The sequence below is a fragment of the Pseudomonas sp. XS1P51 genome (assembly GCF_054897845.1).
On the sequence record NZ_CM142707.1, the window covers coordinates 2,290,194 to 2,310,069 of the forward strand.

General features: G+C 57.4%; 14 protein-coding genes and 1 pseudogene. 8 read left to right on the top strand and 7 right to left on the bottom strand.

Annotated elements, in window-relative coordinates; genetic code table 11:
• Positions 1 to 9: 9 nt before the first annotated feature.
• Positions 10 to 960, top strand: coding sequence for a FecR family protein (locus ACYZUD_RS10470; RefSeq protein WP_462023925.1), 951 nt, complete (start codon positions 10 to 12; stop codon positions 958 to 960).
• 105 nt (positions 961 to 1,065) lie between these two features.
• Positions 1,066 to 3,585, top strand: a complete 2,520-nt coding sequence (locus ACYZUD_RS10475; RefSeq protein ID WP_462023926.1) for a TonB-dependent siderophore receptor — start codon at positions 1,066 to 1,068, stop codon at positions 3,583 to 3,585.
• A gap of 427 nt (positions 3,586 to 4,012) precedes the next feature.
• Here ACYZUD_RS10475 and ACYZUD_RS10480 read toward each other — a convergent pair.
• Positions 4,013 to 4,246: pseudogene (locus ACYZUD_RS10480) on the bottom strand (IS30 family transposase); the annotation flags it as partial.
• A 596-nt stretch (positions 4,247 to 4,842) separates the two neighbouring features.
• On the opposite strand from ACYZUD_RS10480, the gene ACYZUD_RS10485 reads away from it, so the two are divergent.
• The 3 genes from ACYZUD_RS10485 (at position 4,843) to ACYZUD_RS10495 (ending at position 9,149) form a co-directional block, all read left to right on the top strand.
• Positions 4,843 to 6,852: a putative bifunctional diguanylate cyclase/phosphodiesterase gene (locus ACYZUD_RS10485; RefSeq protein ID WP_462023927.1), complete on the top strand. Its 2,010-nt coding sequence runs from the start codon at positions 4,843 to 4,845 to the stop codon at positions 6,850 to 6,852.
• 205 nt (positions 6,853 to 7,057) lie between these two features.
• Positions 7,058 to 8,431, top strand: coding sequence for an IS1182 family transposase (locus ACYZUD_RS10490; RefSeq protein WP_462023928.1), 1,374 nt, complete (start codon positions 7,058 to 7,060; stop codon positions 8,429 to 8,431).
• A 433-nt stretch (positions 8,432 to 8,864) separates the two neighbouring features.
• Positions 8,865 to 9,149 (top strand): DUF6555 family protein, encoded by a 285-nt coding sequence (locus ACYZUD_RS10495; RefSeq protein ID WP_462023929.1) that lies wholly within the window; start codon positions 8,865 to 8,867, stop codon positions 9,147 to 9,149.
• A 430-nt stretch (positions 9,150 to 9,579) separates the two neighbouring features.
• On the opposite strand, the gene ACYZUD_RS10500 is transcribed toward ACYZUD_RS10495, so the two are convergent.
• Entirely contained in the window at positions 9,580 to 10,254 is a 675-nt protein-coding gene (locus ACYZUD_RS10500; RefSeq protein ID WP_462023930.1) for a hypothetical protein, read from the bottom strand.
• Between the two features lie 307 nt (positions 10,255 to 10,561).
• Between ACYZUD_RS10500 and ACYZUD_RS10505 the strand changes: the two genes are divergently transcribed.
• Positions 10,562 to 10,813, top strand: coding sequence for an HAD family hydrolase (locus ACYZUD_RS10505; RefSeq protein ID WP_462025022.1), 252 nt, complete (start codon positions 10,562 to 10,564; stop codon positions 10,811 to 10,813).
• Positions 10,814 to 10,923: 110 nt separating this feature from the next.
• Here the strand turns inward: ACYZUD_RS10505 and ACYZUD_RS10510 are convergent, their stop codons facing one another.
• From ACYZUD_RS10510 to ACYZUD_RS10530, 5 genes are all read right to left on the bottom strand, one after another.
• Entirely contained in the window at positions 10,924 to 11,772 is an 849-nt protein-coding gene (locus ACYZUD_RS10510; RefSeq protein ID WP_462023931.1) for an ureidoglycolate lyase, read from the bottom strand.
• 34 nt (positions 11,773 to 11,806) lie between these two features.
• Positions 11,807 to 12,547: an SDR family oxidoreductase gene (locus tag ACYZUD_RS10515; RefSeq protein WP_462023932.1), complete on the bottom strand. Its 741-nt coding sequence runs from the start codon at positions 12,545 to 12,547 to the stop codon at positions 11,807 to 11,809.
• The gene (locus tag ACYZUD_RS10520) at positions 12,544 to 13,926 is read right to left on the bottom strand and encodes an MFS transporter (protein WP_462023933.1); all 1,383 of its coding nucleotides are present in this window, start codon (positions 13,924 to 13,926) and stop codon (positions 12,544 to 12,546) included. Before ACYZUD_RS10520 ends, ACYZUD_RS10515 begins: the two co-directional genes overlap by 4 nt.
• A 91-nt stretch (positions 13,927 to 14,017) precedes the next feature.
• Positions 14,018 to 15,598, bottom strand: coding sequence for an aldehyde dehydrogenase (NADP(+)) (locus tag ACYZUD_RS10525; protein WP_462023934.1), 1,581 nt, complete (start codon positions 15,596 to 15,598; stop codon positions 14,018 to 14,020).
• Positions 15,599 to 15,726: 128 nt separating this feature from the next.
• Positions 15,727 to 16,677: a LysR family transcriptional regulator gene (locus ACYZUD_RS10530; RefSeq protein ID WP_462023935.1), complete on the bottom strand. Its 951-nt coding sequence runs from the start codon at positions 16,675 to 16,677 to the stop codon at positions 15,727 to 15,729.
• 114 nt (positions 16,678 to 16,791) lie between these two features.
• On the opposite strand from ACYZUD_RS10530, the gene ACYZUD_RS10535 reads away from it, so the two are divergent.
• On the top strand, positions 16,792 to 17,973 hold the full coding sequence (locus ACYZUD_RS10535) for a fumarylacetoacetate hydrolase family protein (RefSeq protein WP_462023936.1): 1,182 nt from the start codon (positions 16,792 to 16,794) through the stop codon (positions 17,971 to 17,973).
• Between the two features lie 48 nt (positions 17,974 to 18,021).
• On the top strand, positions 18,022 to 19,806 hold the full coding sequence (locus tag ACYZUD_RS10540) for an IlvD/Edd family dehydratase (protein WP_462023937.1): 1,785 nt from the start codon (positions 18,022 to 18,024) through the stop codon (positions 19,804 to 19,806).
• Positions 19,807 to 19,876: the final 70 nt, after the last annotated feature.

Genomic DNA, 19,876 nt, shown 5'->3' on the forward strand with positions numbered 1-19,876 from the left:
GTTCAGCGTATGACCCAACAAGACATTAAAACTCCTCTCGACCAAGCGCTGGAGTGGTGCATACGCCTGCAGGACGCTGGCGTTAGCGAAGCCGAGCTAAAGGCGTTCGACGAATGGCTGGCGCATGATCGCGCCCACCATGAAGCGTGGCAGCGTGCCCAACAAGTTTGGAGTACCTCGCGGACTGTCGCCAATGCTTTCGTTGAGTCTCGACGTGCAAAGCCAAAACCTCGCAGATTGTTTCAATGGATGGGCTGGGCTACCGCAGCGCTGATAGTACTGACGGTGGGCAGGATGAATATCTTGCCGCCTATTTTGGCTGATTACCGAACCTCAGTGGCCCAAACCCGTATCTGGAATCTAGAAGACGGCTCATCCATCCAACTCGCCCCTCAGACAGCCCTTGACGTGAAGTTCAGCACCGGAGAGCGGCGGATACTCCTTTATCAGGGCGAGGCTTGGTTTAAGGTGGCTGCCAATCCTTCGCGCCCCTTTATCGTCGAAGCCAGTGACGGAAGTACCCGCGCACTGGGCACGGCGTTCGATGTCAAGATCAAGGACGACAGGGTGGATGTGACTGTCACAGAACACGCCGTGCGTGTGGAGCAGCATGGGCAACAGGTGGACGTGCAGCAAGGGCAGACGCTACGGTACGATCGCACAGGTATTTCTCAGCCACTGGCCATCAACCTGAACCAGCAACTGGCTTGGCGACAGCAGCGCCTTGCCTTTAAGGGGGCGCCGCTGTCAGAGGTCATCGATCAGTTGCAGCCCCACTCTTCGTCGCGCCTGTTGATTACTGACGATGCACTCGACTCCCTGTCTGTCACGGCCGCCTTCGACGCCCAACAACCCATGGCCGCCCTGCAAAGCCTGGCAGTTATTCTGCCGATACAGGTCACCACTTTTGGCCCTTGGCTGACGCTAATTCGTGCTGACGTAAAAAAAATACGCGAATAAGAAAAAGCCTTGTCATTGTAGTTTTCCCCTCGTCCGTCTTAAGCCTTAACCGCAAACAAGAATTATTTGCGGTAAGACCGCCATCACTACGGATACCTGCACCTCATGTCCATTAACCCTGTTCGCCTCACCCCAGCCCCACTCTTCATCGACCGGCTAAAACCGCTGCTGCTGGCCAGCGCCATGGGCTGCGTTGCCTCATTTCCTCTGTCTGCGTCGGCCCAGCAGGATGCCGCGTCTCAGTCCGTTACGAGCCACTACGCAATCAGTACGCAACCGCTTGATGCTGCCATTCTGGAGTGGTCTGCTCACAGTGGCATACAGTTATTCGCCGATGCGGACCTGACGCGGGGCGTTACATCGAGCGCGGTCCAAGGGCAATACACGCCTCTCTCGGCGCTGGAGCAACTGCTCAAGGGCACGGGCCTGAGTTTCATTCTGGGCGAGAACAACCGGGCGTATCTGAAAAAAAAGCCTGATGCGGGCGCAGCCCTCGAACTTGGCGCGACCAACATCCAGGGCCAGGGCATGGGTCAGGCGACTGAGAACTCCAAGTCCTACACCACCGGTTTGACCAGCGTGGGCTCGAAAACCCCCACCAGCCTGCGCCAGACACCGCAGTCGATTTCTATCATCAGCCAGCAAATGATGGCTGATCAGCAGTTGACCGATATCAACGATGCACTGCGTATGACGCCGGGCATTACCGTGCAGAACAGTACCTATCGGACCTTCGACATTCTGTCCCGTGGTTTCAAGATCGAAAACTTCCAACTCGATGGTGCCGCGCCAATGGCGTTGGGGAGTTCGCTGGGCAGCTTCTATTCGTCCAACGTCTACGATCTGGCCGAGTTCGACCACATTGAAGTGTTACGTGGCTCGGCGGCATTGTTCGGCGGCACCGGTGATCCGGGGGGCATCGTCAATATGGTGCGCAAGCGCCCGCTGGACACCTACCAGCTGAAACTCACCGCGTCGGCGGGCAGTTGGGACAACTATCGCCAGGAAGTGGACCTCACCGGCCCGATCGCCTTCGACGGCAAGCTTCGCGGCCGCATGGTGGTTGCCAACACCGATCGGCAGTATTTCATCGATAACCGCAGCACGGAAAAACCGTTCGTTTATGGCGTCCTCGAAGCTGACATCACCGATGACACCATGCTCACCGCCGGTATCCGCTATAACAAAGCCCATGAAAATGGCACGCAAAACTCTGTACCGCGCTACCTCGACGGTTCCGATATCGGTCTGCCGCGTCACACCAGTCTCGGTCAAAACTGGGGTTATACCGACACCACAGGCCGCGAGATTTTCGCCAAGATCGACCATAAGCTCTCAGACGACTGGAAGCTCAACGTTTCCTATACCGATCTTTGGGATGTCGGTTACTTCAAGACCACTACCGTCAGCGGTGTAGGCGTCGATAAGGCGACCGGAGCCGGATTGTCCTGGAGCAGCACGACTGCCAAACAGGAAAACCAGCAGCGCATGTGGGACACCAACCTGTCGGGTACTTTCGATATGTTTGGCCTGAAACATGATCTGGTCGTGGGCGCTGATTATCAGGACGTGACCAGTCGCTGGCTCGGGGTTGCCCGAGTGGTCGGTGGTGCAATCAACCCTTACGACCCGGACAGCACGCCGTTCGCCGAGCCGCCAAACAACACCAACTACACACGTGATTACAGTCCCAACGACCAGAAGCAGTACGGTCTGTATGGCAGCTTGCGCATGCAGCTGGCCGAGCCGCTGCACTTGATCCTTGGCGCCCGTGTACAACGCTACAAATTCGATCAGACCTACAAGACGCTTACTGCGGGCACCTGGAAGACTTCATCGGAAATTTCCATGCGCGAACCGACCAAAGTCACCCCTTATGGCGGTCTGGTCTATGACCTGAATGATGAATGGTCGGTGTACGGCAGCTATTCGGAAATCTACAAACCGCAGGTAAGTTTGCTGAGCGGTTCGGGCTCCTCGCTCGAAGCTATGGAAGGCAAGACCTATGAAACCGGTCTAAAAGGCGAGTTGTTCGGCGGCAGCGTCAACACCAACTTCGCGCTGTATTACACCAAGCGTGACAATCAGGGCGTGCGCGATCCAGCCTATCCTGCCAACGACTATGACTTCTCCGGCAGCTGCTGCTGGATTGGTAGCGGCGAAGTGGTGAGCAAGGGCGTCGACATGGAAGTGTCGGGTGAGATCATGCCTGACTGGATGTTGATGGCCGGTTATACCTATAACCAGAACCACAACAAGAGCTCCAAGACGCTGCTGAGCACCCAGACGCCCAAACATTTGTTCAAGCTGTTTTCCACCTATCAACTGCCGGGTGTGTTGTCGGACTTTAAAGTGGGCGGCGGCGTGAACCTGCAAAGTTCCAACTACTACAGCGGCACGGTGACCAACAGCGGCGGTACCAATACCTATGACTTCGAACAGGCGGGCTATGCGGTCTGGAATGCGTTGGCCGAATACAAGGTCGACGAACACTGGACCGTCACCTATAACGCCAACAACATTTTCGACAAGACGTATTACTCCACCGTGGGATCGACATCCGCCACCAACTGGTACGGCGAACCGCGCAACCACATGCTAACCTTGCGCGGTACCTTCTGGTAATTTACAAGATCCATGAATAGCAAAAAATGATGGTGTTTCAAACAAAACGCCTGGTGCCGTACATCAGGCATTTTGTATACACTGAGACGCTAGAGTCTTTACGAATACTTTATTGGTGCTGTGCCCGAGACGTGCTTTGCAAGCTTTTTAGATACCGGAAAGGACGGAGGATCGCCCACACGCCAAACGTTGTCGACCGTGTTCGCTGAACAAACCGAACCTCACTACACTAATCCGACGTCGTAACGGTCTTTCATGAGGAGGTGTTTAGCTTTCGCCGCTGGAGACTTACCGACTTACGAGTTTTATTAGTTTTTTGATGCCCAGGTGTAAGTCAATGCCGCTTTGGAGTGCCTCGACATTGCAATAATAGTGAGTTCGCATATCTGCGTGCAGTCGGAGCTTGACTCTGCTCTTGGCTGTGGATTCAACCGATCGATGCAACAGACTGGCTAAATCGTTCAGCGGGCGTTTCGTAGTTTAGTGTTTTCCGAGGGCGGCTATTTAGCTACCTTGCCACTTCATTGAGGGTGGCTTGCGAGTGATCCGCAAGATCAGTCCCTTTCGGGAAGTACTGCCTTAACAACCCGTTGGTGTTCTCATTCGATCCCCGCTGCCAAGGACGATGAGGATCGCAGAAGTAGACCTTTATGTCGTCCACCACCGTTAGCGATTCAGCCTCGATTTCTTCACGCGCTTGGTTCGCCATATTGCTCAGTTGCCCACGGTCATTACCAATGTTGGTCACCTCATGGGCATAGGGCTGAGGGAAGCCGTGGCTTCTCATGAGGGAGATGAGTGCTTTTCCAGGAGTTTTTTCCTTCTTTGGACAATTTCTCCCTCAAGTAGATAACTGCACGGGATTAACCCACTGCTAAAAAATGCAGGATACCTACTCAAGAAAATATTTCTAAAAATCCCGCGATTTAAATATCAAAGGAAGACATTTTAAGCTATTAAGCTTTGCAGTGCGATATTAAGCGTTGCATCAGATGCGTTTTCTCCGTTGGTCGCCAGTAGCTACGCCTTAGGTCTAATAGAATTCATGGCATACATATGAGACGGCGCGAAAATCAAGCAATTAATATAAATAATAAAAATTTCCGAGCAGTATCAGTTTGTTGTTATTAGGTGTAATGAATGCCGTACAAAAAATTATCGAGCATCTCAACGTTAATTTAATTTTTCATCTAAGCTTAAGCTTTGGTGGATATTGCCAATAAGAATGGAAGCAGCCGCGTCTACATGAGGTAGCGTATGAGCAATTTACCGCCAGCAAGTCCGCAGGATCCTGAAGCCATTGGGCAAGTGAGTGCCACGCTTAATTTCCTGCGTTGGAGCAAATTAATTCCCAGCAGGTGGGCGCGCCATGGTCTGGTCGTTGTATTGCTGGCGATCAGCGGCTTTGCGGTATGGTCGTCCATAGCCACTGGACGCCTGGGGCAAGAGGCGATCGCCTCAAGCATTCTGTCTGACCACTATTCAGCAGCGGCGACTGCCGTGTTAGCCGCCGAGTCTTTGGAGCATAAATATCGGCTGGACCCCAGCCCTAAAATACTTCGTAATTTCAAAAGCGTCGCGGCGCAACTGAGCATGGCGCTGGAGCGTATTCACCACGCCGGATCGCCTGCCGATCATTTGCTTGTCGAGGATGTTCGTACCTCACTGGTTCCTTATCTGGAAAGCATCTACAAGATGTTCGACGCCGTGGAGCGTGGAGATTCCACGCTGGCGCGCCGAATTGATGAAGAGGAGGCCGACCCGCTGTTCGAAAAGATTGAAAATGTCGTCCTGCAAGCAGCGGCCGCTCACCACCAGGGTTCGATCGCGGCGCTGGAGAAGCTGCGTACACGGGAGTCTTTCAACGCCAATACCACTCCAATCGTTTTTATGGCCGGGCTGCTTCTCGCCAGCTTGTTCGCCCAAGTGCTACGGGGCACGCGTATCGAACTCGACAGTCAGCGCAAGGATGCCCTGCACGCGTCGTTGCATGACAAACTTACCGGGCTGGCCAATCGAACGCTGCTGGCCGACCGTTTCGAGCAGGCACTGCGCCTGGGCCGTCGCCAGGGAACTGACACAGGCCTGTTGCTGATTGACCTCGATCGGTTCAAAGAAGTCAACGATTCACTGGGGCATCACTACGGGGACCGCCTGCTTGACCAGATGGGCAAGCGCCTGCTCAGTGAAGCACGGGAAATCGACACAGTCGCCCGGCTGGGAGGTGATGAGTTTGCGATTCTGCTCCCCTCCGTCGAAGGCCTGGATGGGGCCTTGAAAGCGGCGCGGCGGCTGCACGCGGCGATTACCGAATCGTTCGACATCGATGGGGTCGAACTGGATGTCGAGGCCAGTTTTGGGGTCGTGGTTTCCGGGCTGCACGGTGACGATCCTTCGACACTCATGCAGCGCGCCGACATCGCCATGTATGCAGCCAAGAAGCAGGGCAAGGGCATACTCGCCTACGACCCGGGAGCAGATCGGCGCTCTCCAGAACGCCTGGCAATGCTCGGCGAACTACGGCGAGGTCTGGAGCGAGGCGAATTGTTCCTGGAGTACCAGCCAAAGGTAAGCTTGAGCACGGGAGCAGTCACCGGAGTCGAAGCATTGGTGCGTTGGCAGCATCCGGTACGAGGTCTGGTGAATCCAGATGAGTTCATTCCGTTTGCCGAACTGACCGGAATCATCGGCTCCTTGACGCGATACGTGCTGAACCTCGCGATGTCTCAGGTGCGAGCCTGGGCTGACATCGGGATATGCATACCGGTTGCCGTGAACATTTCTGCACGCAACCTGCTGGACGACAAGTTGGTGTTTCAGATCGTCGATCTACTTGAACACTATAATTTGGCCCCAAACATGATCGTGCTCGAAGTGACCGAGTCCGCGATCATGCTCGATTCCTATGCTGCTCGAACCATCTTGAGGCAGTTACATTCCATGGGTATCCATATCGCCATCGATGATTTCGGCGTCGGCTATACGAGTCTGGCTCAGTTGAAGGATTTGCCCATCAGCGAGCTCAAGATCGACAAATCCTTTGTACTGGCCATGCAGAGCGATCAGGCGAACGAGCTCATAGTACGAAGCGTCGTCGATCTGGGTCATAACCTTGGCATGGCGGTCATCGCCGAAGGCGTAGAAACAGCCGACGTGCTCAATGCGCTGGGTGACTACCACTGCGATATGGCTCAGGGCTTTCACGTCTGCCGACCGGTAAGCGCCGAAGCGTTCATACAATGGTATGAACAGCGAGAGCGCAAATAGTTGAGCAACTTTTACCGAATGGGTTCGTTGGAAGAAAGCCAATCGTATCGCCTGTGGAATGCTGCTAGCTGATATATGCATCCGCATGATTTGCTAGCTCTTACATTCGGTCACTGTCTGCTCATGGCCGATTCTGTTGAAAAAGTAGCTCCTCTGGCTGACCTCCGGCAAAATCTCTGCATTGGTCGGAGGGGGATCACGCAGCATGATGGGACAGTTATCGAGTGGGCAGGAGCGACTGTTTTACTCGTTCAACCTTGAAGATCACATCCCAGCCAATCACCTTCTGCGCAGCATTGATCAGTGTCTCGACCTGAGCGACCTGCGCCATTACCTCGCCGATTTCTATAGCCCGATTGGGCGTCCGTCGATTGATCCCGAACTAATGATTCGCATGCTGATCGTGGGCTATTGCTACGGCATTCGCTCAGAGCGGCGGTTGTGCGAAGAGGCCCATCTGAACCTAGCGTATCGCTGGTTCTGCCGGTTGAGCCTTGAAGATGAAGTCCCCAACCACTCGACCTTTTCCAAGAATCGACACGGCCGTTTTCGGGACAGCGATTTGTTTCGCTGGTTGTTCAATGAGGTGCTGCGTCGCTGCATGGACGCAGGTTTGGTCAAGGGCGAAGGGTTTGCCGTGGACGCTAGCATCATCAAGGCGGATGCGAGTCGGCAGCGCGGCGTACCGGGTGACGAACCGGTTAACTGGAGCGATCCGGTCCTGAGCACTCGCGCCGTGCGTGAGTACCTTGAAGCCCTCGATGAAGAGGCTTTGGCCGAAACGCTACCGAAGCGCCTGTCGCTGACGGATCCTCAGGCTCGCTGGACCGCTGCTCCAGGCGGCCCGGCGTTCTACGCTTATTCCACGAATTATCTGATCGATACCGAGCACGGCGTCATTGTGGATGTGGAACCCACACCAGCTCATCGCACAGCGGAGGTCGAGAGCACCAAGACCATGATCGATCGCGTTGAAGCGCAATTCGACATCAAGCCGGAACGCCTCATCGGTGATACCGCTTACGGGACCGCGCCGATGTTGGCCTGGATGGTGGAGGAAAAAGACATCGAACCGCACGTGCCGGTGTGGGACAAAACGGAGCGCAAGAACGACAGTTTTTCGAGCACCGATGTCCACTGGAATGAAGAGACTGAGGAATACCGCTGCCCGGCCGGCAACGCATTGCGCAGCGAATGGCGAGCCTTCAAGAACGAGCGTTCGCACGTCACAAAAGCCAACACCATCATCTTCCGATCCAGGCAGAGCGAATGCGTAGCGTGTCCGATGAAAGCCAAGTGCTGCCCGAACACTGCGTTCCGCAAAATCGCTCGCAGCGTCCATGAAGCCGCTCGTGATGTGGCTCGGCGCATTGCAGCAACGCTGGCGTATCAGCGCTCTCGCCACGAACGTAAAAAGGTCGAAATGTTGTTCGCCCACCTCAAGCGCATCCTGAAGCTGGATCGCTTGCGACTACGTGGCATGAGTGGCGCGACCGATGAGTTCACGCTGGCGGCTGCGGTACAGAACCTGCGTCGACTGGCCAAACTTACATCTCAAGGGCCACCTGCCACGGGATAGGTGCGTCTGCACGAAGCAAAAAACCTCAAAATAACCCAATAACCGAGCAGCAAAGGTCAACGAAGGGCCGAAAAACCACTCAACGTGGTGAGTAGGTTCTCCAGTGGTTGGCGTGCCTGAGTTCAAGCGAGCTGAAAATCTGACTTTTTCAACAGAATCGGCCGCTTCCCGCCTGACAAAACTTTCATATTTTTCCCTCCTCCGGCGTCCTGCCAACTGCCCCATCTCTCAATCGCTTGCCAAGGTCAGCGGCAGAATCGCACCAGCGGAGCCCCCCATCCTCACCGTACCTCACGAGCAGGACGTCGGCGGCAAGTTGTGCTCACTCGTCCGGCCACAGTCATCTCCTGGTTAATTTACGACGCCAATGCCCAAGCACTTGCCGCAAATGATAATATTTCTCAAGTGAAAACCAAGGACGAGCGCCTAGCCGATGAAGGAAAGTTACGAGATCCATTTTGTGGTCGGCGGATACAAAAAAGTCATCATCATCAAGCGATCGAGCATGTGTGATCTAGAGGCCTGGAAGGCAGCTCTCCTTCATCACGGGGAGTGCGCCGGAACCACCTTCAGCATTCGATACATCTCTGATGCCGTTGAAAGAGCGGAAGATCGCGGCATCCAAAAGGTGCGATGGAACAAAGCAACTCACACCGTGACCTGGAGCGAACGAGACAAACTGGCCCAGAACACAGTTGGGGTAAAAAACATCGAATAGCCCCGGAATGCGCGATGAAGGCAAAAAAGAAAAAGCCCCACCAGCCATCGCTTATATTGGAGCGCCCACTCAGGGCCGCACGCCGTACCGCTACGCAGCATATCGCTCACTACACGGAAACAATCATGCCCACAGAAAACAAATCACTGAGCCGCTGAAGGTTGAGCGCTCGACAGTCATCACCGTCTCGACTCGACTCGACTCGACTCGACTCGATAACGATGCCCTCGAGGACTTGGCCTGCGTGACTGCCTGATCGGCCAGCAGTCGTTCTGGTAATGCGAAAGGAGATGCAGAGGGGGATATGGGGGACAACAGAACAAGACACGCAACAAGATTCGTATTCAGATGAGCACTGGGCGGCGACTGAGCATGCCCTCGCGCGCGGGCTATACGACCGTGGTTACAACAGTTAGAAAAGGGACAAAACTCAACTAGATTTCGTGGCGGCCCACCCACAGGTCTCTGAAGATTTAGTCTGCGTATAAGAGCCCTTCATCTGAGTAGGACTAATAATCTGCCCTTCCATCTGAACTTTGTTTCCAAGCCAATGAGATGCCGTCATATGAACGCTATTGCCTTGAATTGATCCCGAGTCAATTTTTGCATTTGAAAGGTTGCCAGTAATTCTTCCGGTAGATTGATTATGCTGTACTTGCATTTCACTGTTTCCCGTCCCCCAACTACAGGTTTGGGTCATCGACCAGGTACCAGATAAATCATAGGAAACACTATCGGCTGCATTGCTATCCTTGTCACCCCGCGCGTCTCTTCCACCACTCGCCACAGAGGAGCAAACTTTACAAGACTCAAAGGTGATACTTTTTGCCGAGATTTGACTGGTACCGAAAACACTCTCCGGCTCGGTGTTTTTGTTCGCCAGAATCGTTTGGTACGGTGTACTTCCCACGACAAATTGAACTTTAGAGCACTTTTTCTCTGAGCTATGGATAATCAGATCAGCGCCAAAACTTGGTTTAGAGCCATAAGCCTTAACAAATTCAATCGACCCCAAACAACTTCCAATAACTTTTTGACAATCACAGTCAGCCGCAACTGCACTACCAGCCAACGCTAAAGACAAGCAACAAAATAATCTCTTCATAGCTGACCTCGCGTAATTTGGAGTTCGCCGCGGTGACATTCCAAGCATGAGTAAAGCATAAAATTTTCAATGCACCGCTTGGTCGCCGTGGGTTGCGACCCAGGGTCAGGCTATCGAGAAAATCTGCAGGCAAGATTCCGGCGAAGATAGACTGCCAAGCGTTCCGCAGTCCGGACATGGGCCTGCGAAAACCGGCTCAATCGGGAGCAGGCGTTTACACAAAGGGTTAGGGATGAATAATTGAAAGATCATTATTTTCGATCTCGATGGAACCGTACTCGATTCCGCGCCGGGAATTATCGAGAGTCTGACTGTTGCTATACGCCAGCTTGGCCGCGACCTCCATCCGCCCTCGGATATTCAGAGTCTGTTCGGCGTGCCAATGCATCATGTCGTTGCTCAACTTTTAAAACCGTTTAGCGACGACCGGATCACACACTGCCTGGAGCTGTACCGCGCCCATTACCGGCAATATAGGCTTTACAACTCCCCGCGGCCTTGCCCGAAACCATTGCCCGGCTGCGACTGGGTTAGCGTAAGCATTCAACTGCACCAGTGAAGACCTGCCGGGCCAATTTCTTTTGTGTGATCGGCGCTCGCCAGCTTTATACAAACCAACCTCAAGGTCCTTTCTTCCTGATCCAGACCCTGACGCAGTGCCCCACCCAATCAATCCGCCTGCACCGTAACCTGACACTGCTCCCCCAATCCCTCAATACCCAAACGCATGGTCTGCCCCGGTCGCAGGAAGACGGGATCAGGCTTGATCCCCAATCCCACGCCCGGCGGTGTCCCAGTCGAAATAACATCGCCGGGTTGCAGGCTCATGCAACGGCTCAGATACGCAATCAGTTGCGGCACATTGAAGATCAGCGTCCGCGTATTACCTTGCTGGTAACGGTGCCCATCGACTTCCAGCCACAGATCCAGCGAATGCGGATCGGCAATTTCATCGCGCGTGACCAGCCACGGACCGAGGGGGCCGAAGGTATCGAAGCCCTTGCCTTTGTCCCACGTGCCGCCGCGTTCCAATTGCCATTCGCGCTCCGACACATCGTTGATGACGCAATAGCCGGCGACGTGCTCCATGGCATTGGCTTCATCGATGTTGCGCCCGCCTTTGCCGATGACCACGCCCATTTCGACTTCCCAGTCGGTCTTGGTTGCGCCGCGCGGGATTTCGATGTCGTCATTCGGGCCACAGATGGCACTGGTCCATTTGCCGAAGATGATCGGCTCTTTCGGCACTGGCATGTTCGATTCGGCCGCATGGTCGGCGTAGTTCAAACCGATGCAGACAAATTTGCCAACCTGCCCGACACAGGCACCGATACGAGGCTGGCCGGCAACGATCGGCAGGCTGTACGGGTCGATAGCGGCGAGCAGTGCCAGGCTTTCCGGACTCAGGACCTGCCCGGCGATATCCGGCACGTGGGCCGAAAGGTCGCGGATCCGGTTATCGGCATCCAGCAGGCCCGGCTTCTCCGAACCCTTGTCGCCATAACGCAATAATTTCATGTCGCTCTCCTGCTCAAAAAGTACAAACCCGGTTTCAGATACTCATGCCACCGTCGATGATATGCACGCCGCCGGTGGTGTACGCGGAAACGTCGCTGCCCAGGTACAAGGCCAACTGGGCGACCTCTTCGGCGCTGCCGATGCGGCCCATCGGCTGGCGGTCGAGAAACTGCTGATAGACCTGCGCCTGGGCCACACCCTGTTGCTCGGCCTGGGCGGCAATCCGCTGACGCAGCGACGGTGATTCCACAGTACCGGGACAGATCGCATTGCAGCGTATGCCCTGGCCGATGAAGTCCGCAGCGACCGCCTTGGTCAGGCCCACGACCGCCGCTTTGCTAGCGGTATAAGCGAAGCGATTGGGCACGCCTTTGATGCTGGAAACCACCGATGACATGTTGATGATCGAGCCGCCTCCGCGTTGCAGCATGCCCGGCAGAAACGCGCGGATCATCCGGTACATCGACGTGACATTGATGTCCATGGAGCGTGCCCACGCCGCCTCGTCGCATTCCAGAATGTTGCCGCTGTGCACGTAGCCGACGCAATTGAATAGCACGTCCAGCGCACCAATGCGTTCACAGGCCTCGGCAATCGCGCTCGCCGAGGTCACGTCCAACGCGATGGCGGTGACACCCTGGATTCCCTCCAGCCCGCTGACATCGATGTCACTGGCAAACACCTCGGCACCGGCCCGGGCAAAGGCAATGGCGCTGGCCATCCCGATGCCCTGCCCGGCTGCTGTGACCAGCACCCGCTTGTTCTGCATGTTCATGCCGTTTCCAGCGTCGCTGTGGTGACCGCCGTTTTTGGTGTTCTTCCCAGCATCGCTGCGGGAATGGCCAGAATCAGTCCGCCGCTGACAAACAGACACAGCGCCAGCACATAGGTCCCGTTATTGATATTGCCGGTGAGGTTCTCGGCCACGGCGGTGATCATCGACCCGGTGAAGCCGGACAGGTTGCCGATGGCGTTGATCATGCCGATACCCGCTGCAGCCGCGACACCGGATAACACGGTCCCCGGCAACGTCCAGAAAATAGGCATCAGGCTGAGAATCCCCGAGGCGGCGACGCTGAGGAACAGCACGGACAACACCAGGTTGTCGGCAAAAAACGCGCTGAGGATCAATCCCACACCGCCGATGAAGGCAGGAATCGCCGCGTGCATGCGTCGCTCACCCGTGCGGTTGGAGTGCCGTGCGTTGAGCAGCATCACCACCGTGGCCACCGCGTAGGGAATGGCGGTCAGCAGGCCGATGTGCAGGCTGTTAGTGATGCCGGTGCTCTTGATGATCGAAGGCATCCAGAACGCCAGGCCATAGAAACCGGTATTGAAGGTCAACAGGATCAGCACCAGCAACCACACCCGAGGGTTGAAAAACACTTCGCTCAAACGTGAAGCCTTGCCCTGGTTATCGGTTTGCAGGTTGGCCTTGAGCAAGGATTTTTCTGCGGCGGAAAGCCACTTGGCCTTGTCGATGTTGTCGGCCAGGCAGACGATCACCACGAAGGCCATGATGATCGACGGAATCCCCTCGATGATCAGCATCCACTGCCAGCCGGACAGACCATGCACGCCTTGCATGCTGTTCATCAGCCAGCCCGAAAGTATCCCGCCGAGCGTCAGGCTGATCGGCATGGCCATCAGGAACCCGGACATCACCCGGCTTTGCCGATGCGTCGGAAACCAGTAGTTGAGGTACAGAATCACGCCTGGGAAGAAGCCGGCTTCACAGATACCCAGGAGGAAGCGCAACACATAGAACATGGTGTTTGACTGGATACCGAAGAACCCCGCCAACGGCACGGTGTAGGCCACGGCCATGGAGATCACCGCCCAGCTCAGCATGATCCGGGCGATCCAGAAACGCGCGCCGAAGCGATGCAGCAGCAGGTTGCTGGGTACTTCAAAAAGGAAATAGCCCCAGAAAAACATACTGGCGCCCAAGGCATAGATTGTGTTGCTGAACTGCAGCTCGTTGAGCATGTCCAGCTTGGCAAAGCCGATGTTGACCCGGTCCAGATACGCCGCCATGTAGCACAGGAGCAGGACAGGAAGGATGCGCCAGATGACCTTGCGGTAGGTCCGGTCTTCAAAGTCGAGTGCGCTGGCTTGCGCCTGCGCGGGCAAATGCTCGGATATTGTTTGCATGGAGGTAACCCCTGGGCATGTGGACATGCCTGATTGTTTTTATCGAATGGGTCTCGCCGACTGAGCTGTTCACCCGGCGTTGCTGCGATGACTAAAGTGCCTGGATGGTTTTCTCTCCGTTGACCAGGCGCGTCAGCCCCAGTGGATTGCGATTCTTCAAGGCGTCGGGAAGCAAGGCGTCCGGGAAGTTCTGGTAGCACACCGGGCGCAGGAAACGATCGATGGCCAAGGTGCCCACCGAAGTGCCACGGGCATCGGAAGTCGCCGGCCACGGGCCGCCGTGGACCATGGCTTCGCACACTTCCACACCGGTCGGATAACCGTTGACCAGCACCCGGCCGACCTTCTGCTCAAGCAAGGCCACCAGGTCGGCGGACTGTTCAAGTTCGGCCGGCTCCCCGACCAGCGTGGCGGTCAGTTGCCCGCGCAATCCGTGCAAGGCGGCCAGCAGCTCGGCCCGATCGGCCACTTCGACCACCACGGTGGCAGGACCGAAGATTTCTTCTTGCAGCAACTCATTGCCCGTCAGCAACAGGCTGACATCAGCCTGGAACAACTGCGCCCGAGCTTGGTTGCCCTGCTGCGCGAGCCCGGCGAGGTGGGTGATGTGTGGATGCGCCAGCAAGGCTTCGCAACCCTGTCGGTAACTGCGCAGGCCGCCGGTATTGAGCATGGTTTGCGCCGGCTGATCGGCCATCAAGCCACTGAGTGCTTGCACGAAGGCACTGAATGGCGCCGAGCGGATACCGATGACCAACCCGGGATTGGTACAAAACTGCCCCGCGCCCATGACCACCGAAGCGGCCAACTCGGCAGCAATCTGTTCACCGCGAACCTGCAACGCATCCGGCAGCAGGACCACGGGATTGATGCTACTCATCTCGGCAAACACCGGGATCGGTTGTGGTCGCGCAGCAGCCAGATCGCACAGCGCCCTGCCGCCCTTGAGCGAACCGGTGAAACCGACCGCCTGGATCAGCGGGTGCTTGACCAGCGCCGCACCGACACCGGAACCAAAGATCATGTTGAAGACACCGGCCGGCATGCCGGTTTTTTCGGCGGCGCGAATAATGGCGGCGGCGACCTGCTCCGCGGTTGCCATATGCCCGCTGTGAGCCTTGAACACCACAGGGCAACCGGCGGCGAGCGCGGCGGCGGTGTCGCCTCCAGCAGTGGAAAATGCCAAGGGAAAGTTACTGGCGCCAAACACCGCCACCGGGCCGACGCCCAGACGGCACTGGCGCAGATCGAGCCGTGGCAAAGGTTTACGTTCTGGTTGCGGCAGATCGATGCGCGCGCCGTAGAAGTCACCGCGACGCAGGGTCTGGGCAAACAGGCGCATCTGGCCGCTGGTGCGGGATCGCTCCCCCAGGATACGGGCGGGCGGCAAGGCGGTTTCCTGGCAGACCAGCGCCACGAACTCATCGCCCAATGCATCCAGTTCGCTGGCGATGGCCTCGAGAAATTCGGCCCGGCGTGCAGCCGGCAGATTGCGGTAAATCGGGCTGGCCTCTGCGGCAGCCGTGGCAGCAGCGTCCACTTCCTCGACCGTGGCCTGGATAAAAGCCGCGGGCAGCGTTTGCCCGGTAGTCGCATCAACGCTGTGCAGTACCACCGATCCGGCAGCGCTGCGGCCACCGGCGATAAAATTGTGACCGGACAGTTCGGGCATGACAGTCTCCTGACCCAAATGGGAATCTGGTCGGTACTCTACTGCCGCGAATCGATTCTTTCCCAATGGCATTTTTGGATTAACCGATAACGAACCGTTATCGAAATCAACCACCGATCTGCAATGCGTCACCCTGCCTGATCGCCTGCCAAGCGAGCGTTTTCCTTGAGGATTTCGGCAAATTCCAGGGCCGCCCCCACCAGTTGCTCGCCCTTGCGTGTGAGGATGCCGTAGTCCTGTGGCACCAGGTGCAACGGCGTATCCAGGGTTTTGAGCTGGCCGCTGTCGAGCAGCGGATGAACCATGGCATCCGGCAGCATCCCGATCATCGGGCCGCGCTGCAGGACCTGAAGGAACGTCTGCATGGAAATGGTATCGATGGTGTTCCTCGGCATCGACACGCCCGCCTCGGCGAACGCCAGTTCCATCCGCGCGCGAATCGGCGTGCCGACCGGGTAGAGAATCCACGGCAAATCCACCAATTGCTGCAACGAGATCGGGCCGGCGTCCGCGAGCGGATGACGACTGTTGACCACGATGCAAAACGGTTCAGGGGCCAACGGTTGGAAGTCATAGCGTTGCTGCTGGCTTTGATCGGTAAAACGGGCAATCGCCAGATCGAGCCTCTTCTCTTCGAGCATCTCCATGAGGTAGTTGCTGGTCTGCTCCACCACTTCGATCGACAACAACGGCCAGCGCTGTTTGATCTGTAAGATCGCCTCCGGCAATGCCACGGCCGTGGCGGCGAAAATCCCGCCGACCTTGAGATGACCATGGCCGCCTTCGCGCAGGCTGCTGATCTGCTCGACGAACGAGCGGGCATCGTTCAGGGCGATCTGCGCATAGCGCAGCACATGTTCGCCCAGTGCCGTAGGCGGCATGCTGCGTGGCTGTCGTTCGAACAGGGCGAAGCCGAGCAAGCTTTCGATTTCCTTGAGCATCTTGCTGATGGCGGGCTGGCTGAGGTTCATCTGCTGGGCTGCCAAGTGCATGTTGCGCGTACGCCCCAACGTGTCGATCAACAGCAGATGCCTGAATTTGAGCCAGCCGCAGAAGCTGGAGAATGACAGTTCCATCATGAGCATTCCTCGAGGCAACGATAACCAACCGTTATCGTTTACTGAAAATATCTCATTGGAGTTTATCGACTGCCAGCCCTAGCGTGAAGCCTTCAAGAACCAGGAAGATTCGCCATGTCGATATTGCTTACTCCCGAAAACACCCTGCCGGTCGATGGTGTGACCGGTACTCTGATCGGCCGCGCCTGGGTACCGGGGCGGATTGCCGGGCCTTCGCCGATTGTCCTGCGCGCCGATGGTGTGTTCGATCTGTCGGAACGCTTCGCGACCCTGAGCGACTTGCTGGAATCGGACTCTCCCCTTCAGGCCGTGCGGCAGACGCCCGGCACCTTCATTGCCAGTATCGAATCCCTGCTGGCCAACACGGGCGCCGATGCCGATCCAGGCAAACCCTCCCTGCTGCCGCCGCTGGACTTGCAGGTGATCAAGGCCGCCGGGGTCACCTTCGCCGCCAGCATGATCGAGCGTGTGATCGAGGAGCAGGCCGGCGGTGACGCGGCAAAAGCCGAAGCCGTGCGTGCCATTGTGCAGGGCGTGATCGGGGACAACCTGCGCTCGATCGTTCCTGGTTCCGAGCAAGCGATGCAACTGAAAGCCTTGCTGATTGAACAGGGCATGTGGTCCCAGTACCTGGAGGTCGGCATCGGCCCGGACGCGGAAATCTTCACCAAGGCACCGGTCCTGGCCGCCGTGGGCAGCGGCCACCGGATTGGCATTCATCCCGGCTCGAAATGGAACAACCCGGAACCCGAAGTGGTGCTGGCGGTGAACAGCCGTGGCCAGATCCACGGCGCCACCCTGGGTAATGACGTCAACCTGCGGGATTTCGAAGGGCGCAGTGCGCTGTTGCTGAGCAAGGCCAAGGACAATAATGCGTCATGCTCGATCGGGCCGTTCATTCGTCTGTTCGATGAGCATTTCAGCCTGGATGATGTCCGCGCTTGCGTGGTCGATCTGCAGGTGCAGGGCGAGGACGGTTATCGGATGCACGGTTCGAGTTCCATGAGTCAGATCAGCCGCGATCCCCAGGACCTGGCCGGTCAGACCCTCAACGCCAATCACCAATACCCCGATGGTTTCCTGCTGTTTCTGGGTACCCTGTTCGCCCCGACCGAGGACCGCGATCATGTCGGCAGTGGTTTCACCCACAAGCTGGGTGACCGGGTCACGATCAGCAGCCCCTTGCTCGGCAGCCTGCACAACCAGGTCACCCACAGCTGCGACGCCGCACCCTGGACCTTCGGCGTCAGTGCTTTATTGCGCAATCTTGCAACACGCGGTCTGCTCGCACGTTGAAGCCTGAGCCGGTTATCGATTCAACCAATTACAAGAGAGAAATGAATCATGAGTGACACCCCTAAACGGCCACTGCGCAGCGAGCAGTGGTTCAACGACCCTGCCCACGCCGACATGACGGCCCTGTATGTCGAACGCTACATGAACTACGGGATGACCCGCGAAGAGCTGCAATCGGGCCGTCCCATCATCGGCATCGCGCAGACCGGCAGCGACCTGACGCCCTGCAACCGTCACCACATCGAGCTCGCCCAGCGGGTCAAGGCCGGCATTCGTGATGCCGGTGGCATTCCCATGGAGTTCCCAGTGCACCCCATCGCCGAGCAGTCCCGCCGGCCCACCGCCGCACTGGACCGCAACCTGGCTTACCTGGGGCTGGTGGAGATTCTCCACGGCTATCCGCTCGATGGCGTCGTGCTCACCACGGGCTGCGACAAGACCACGCCAGCCTGCCTGATGGCCGCGGCCACCACCGACCTGCCCTCCATCGTCCTGTCTGGCGGGCCGATGCTCGACGGACACCATAAAGGTGAACTGATCGGCTCCGGCACCGTGCTCTGGCATGCGCGCAATCTGCTCGCGGCCGGCGATATCGATTACGAAGGCTTTATGGAAATGACCACCGCGGCGTCGCCCTCGGTGGGTCACTGCAACACCATGGGCACCGCCTTGTCGATGAACGCCCTGGCCGAGGCTTTGGGCATGTCTTTGCCGGGTTGCGCGAGCATTCCGGCACCGTATCGTGAGCGTGGACAGATGGCCTACGCCACGGGCAAGCGCATCTGCGAACTGGTGCGCCAGGATGTGCGGCCGTCGCAGATCATGACCCGGGAAGCGTTCGAGAATGCGATCGCCGTCGCCTCGGCACTGGGCGCATCGAGCAATTGCCCTCCGCACCTGATTGCGATCGCCCGGCACATGGGCGTCGAGCTGAGTCTCGATGACTGGCAACGCATTGGCGAAGACGTGCCGCTGCTGGTCAATTGCATGCCGGCGGGCAAATACCTGGGCGAAGGCTTCCACCGTGCGGGTGGCGTACCGGCCGTGATGCATGAACTGAAAAAAGCCGGGCGCCTGCACGAAACCTGCGAAACGGTCAGCGGCCAGACCATCGGCGAAATCGTCGGCAGCACCCTGACCAGCAATGCGGACGTGATCTATCCCTTCGAAGCCCCGCTCAAACACCGCGCCGGTTTCATCGTGCTCAGCGGCAACTTCTTCGACAGCGCGATCATGAAGATGTCGGTGGTCGGCGAGGCGTTTCGCAAGACTTACCTGTCCGAGCCCGGGGCAGAAAACAGCTTCGAGGCGCGGGCCATTGTCTTCGAAGGCCCTGAGGATTATCACGCCCGCATCAACGACCCGGCGCTGGAAATCGACGAGCGCTGCATCCTGGTGATCCGCGGTGTCGGCACCGTGGGCTACCCCGGCAGTGCCGAGGTGGTGAACATGGCGCCGCCGGCGGCGCTGATCAAGCAAGGCATCGACTCCTTGCCCTGCCTGGGTGACGGTCGCCAGAGCGGCACCTCCGCCAGTCCGTCGATCCTCAACATGTCCCCGGAAGCCGCCGTGGGCGGTGGCCTGGCGCTGCTGAAAACCAACGACCGCCTGAGCGTCGACCTGAATGAGCGGACGGTGAATCTGCTGGTCGACAAGGCCGAGATGAACCGACGTCGCCTGGAGTGGACGCCGAATATCCCGCCTTCGCAAACGCCTTGGCAGGAGCTGTATCGGCAACTGGTCGGACAGTTGTCCACCGGCGGTTGCCTGGAGCCGGCCACCCTGCACTTGCGGGTGATCGCCCGCAGTGGCGAGCCTCGGCATTCACACTGACTGTCGAGCATGAGCCGGGCTGCAAGCGGGCGTGAATGGCCCCCTGCAGCCCCGCTGCTTTTTACCAGAC

Bases quoted from the DNA above. Each gene is read 5' to 3' on its own strand.
- ACYZUD_RS10495 (WP_462023929.1), top strand. From the start codon at position 8,865: ATGAAGGAAAGTTACGAGATCCATTTTGTGGTCGGCGGATACAAAAAA.
- ACYZUD_RS10475 (WP_462023926.1), top strand. From the start codon at position 1,066: ATGTCCATTAACCCTGTTCGCCTCACCCCAGCCCCACTCTTCATCGAC.
- ACYZUD_RS10525 (WP_462023934.1), bottom strand. From the start codon at position 15,598: ATGCCCGAACTGTCCGGTCACAATTTTATCGCCGGTGGCCGCAGCGCT.
- ACYZUD_RS10510 (WP_462023931.1), bottom strand. From the start codon at position 11,772: ATGAAATTATTGCGTTATGGCGACAAGGGTTCGGAGAAGCCGGGCCTG.
- ACYZUD_RS10485 (WP_462023927.1), top strand. From the start codon at position 4,843: ATGAGCAATTTACCGCCAGCAAGTCCGCAGGATCCTGAAGCCATTGGG.
- ACYZUD_RS10540 (WP_462023937.1), top strand. From the start codon at position 18,022: ATGAGTGACACCCCTAAACGGCCACTGCGCAGCGAGCAGTGGTTCAAC.
- ACYZUD_RS10515 (WP_462023932.1), bottom strand. From the start codon at position 12,547: ATGAACATGCAGAACAAGCGGGTGCTGGTCACAGCAGCCGGGCAGGGC.
- ACYZUD_RS10470 (WP_462023925.1), top strand. From the start codon at position 10: ATGACCCAACAAGACATTAAAACTCCTCTCGACCAAGCGCTGGAGTGG.
- ACYZUD_RS10520 (WP_462023933.1), bottom strand. From the start codon at position 13,926: ATGCAAACAATATCCGAGCATTTGCCCGCGCAGGCGCAAGCCAGCGCA.
- ACYZUD_RS10500 (WP_462023930.1), bottom strand. From the start codon at position 10,254: ATGAAGAGATTATTTTGTTGCTTGTCTTTAGCGTTGGCTGGTAGTGCA.
- ACYZUD_RS10490 (WP_462023928.1), top strand. From the start codon at position 7,058: ATGATGGGACAGTTATCGAGTGGGCAGGAGCGACTGTTTTACTCGTTC.
- ACYZUD_RS10530 (WP_462023935.1), bottom strand. From the start codon at position 16,677: ATGATGGAACTGTCATTCTCCAGCTTCTGCGGCTGGCTCAAATTCAGG.
- ACYZUD_RS10535 (WP_462023936.1), top strand. From the start codon at position 16,792: ATGTCGATATTGCTTACTCCCGAAAACACCCTGCCGGTCGATGGTGTG.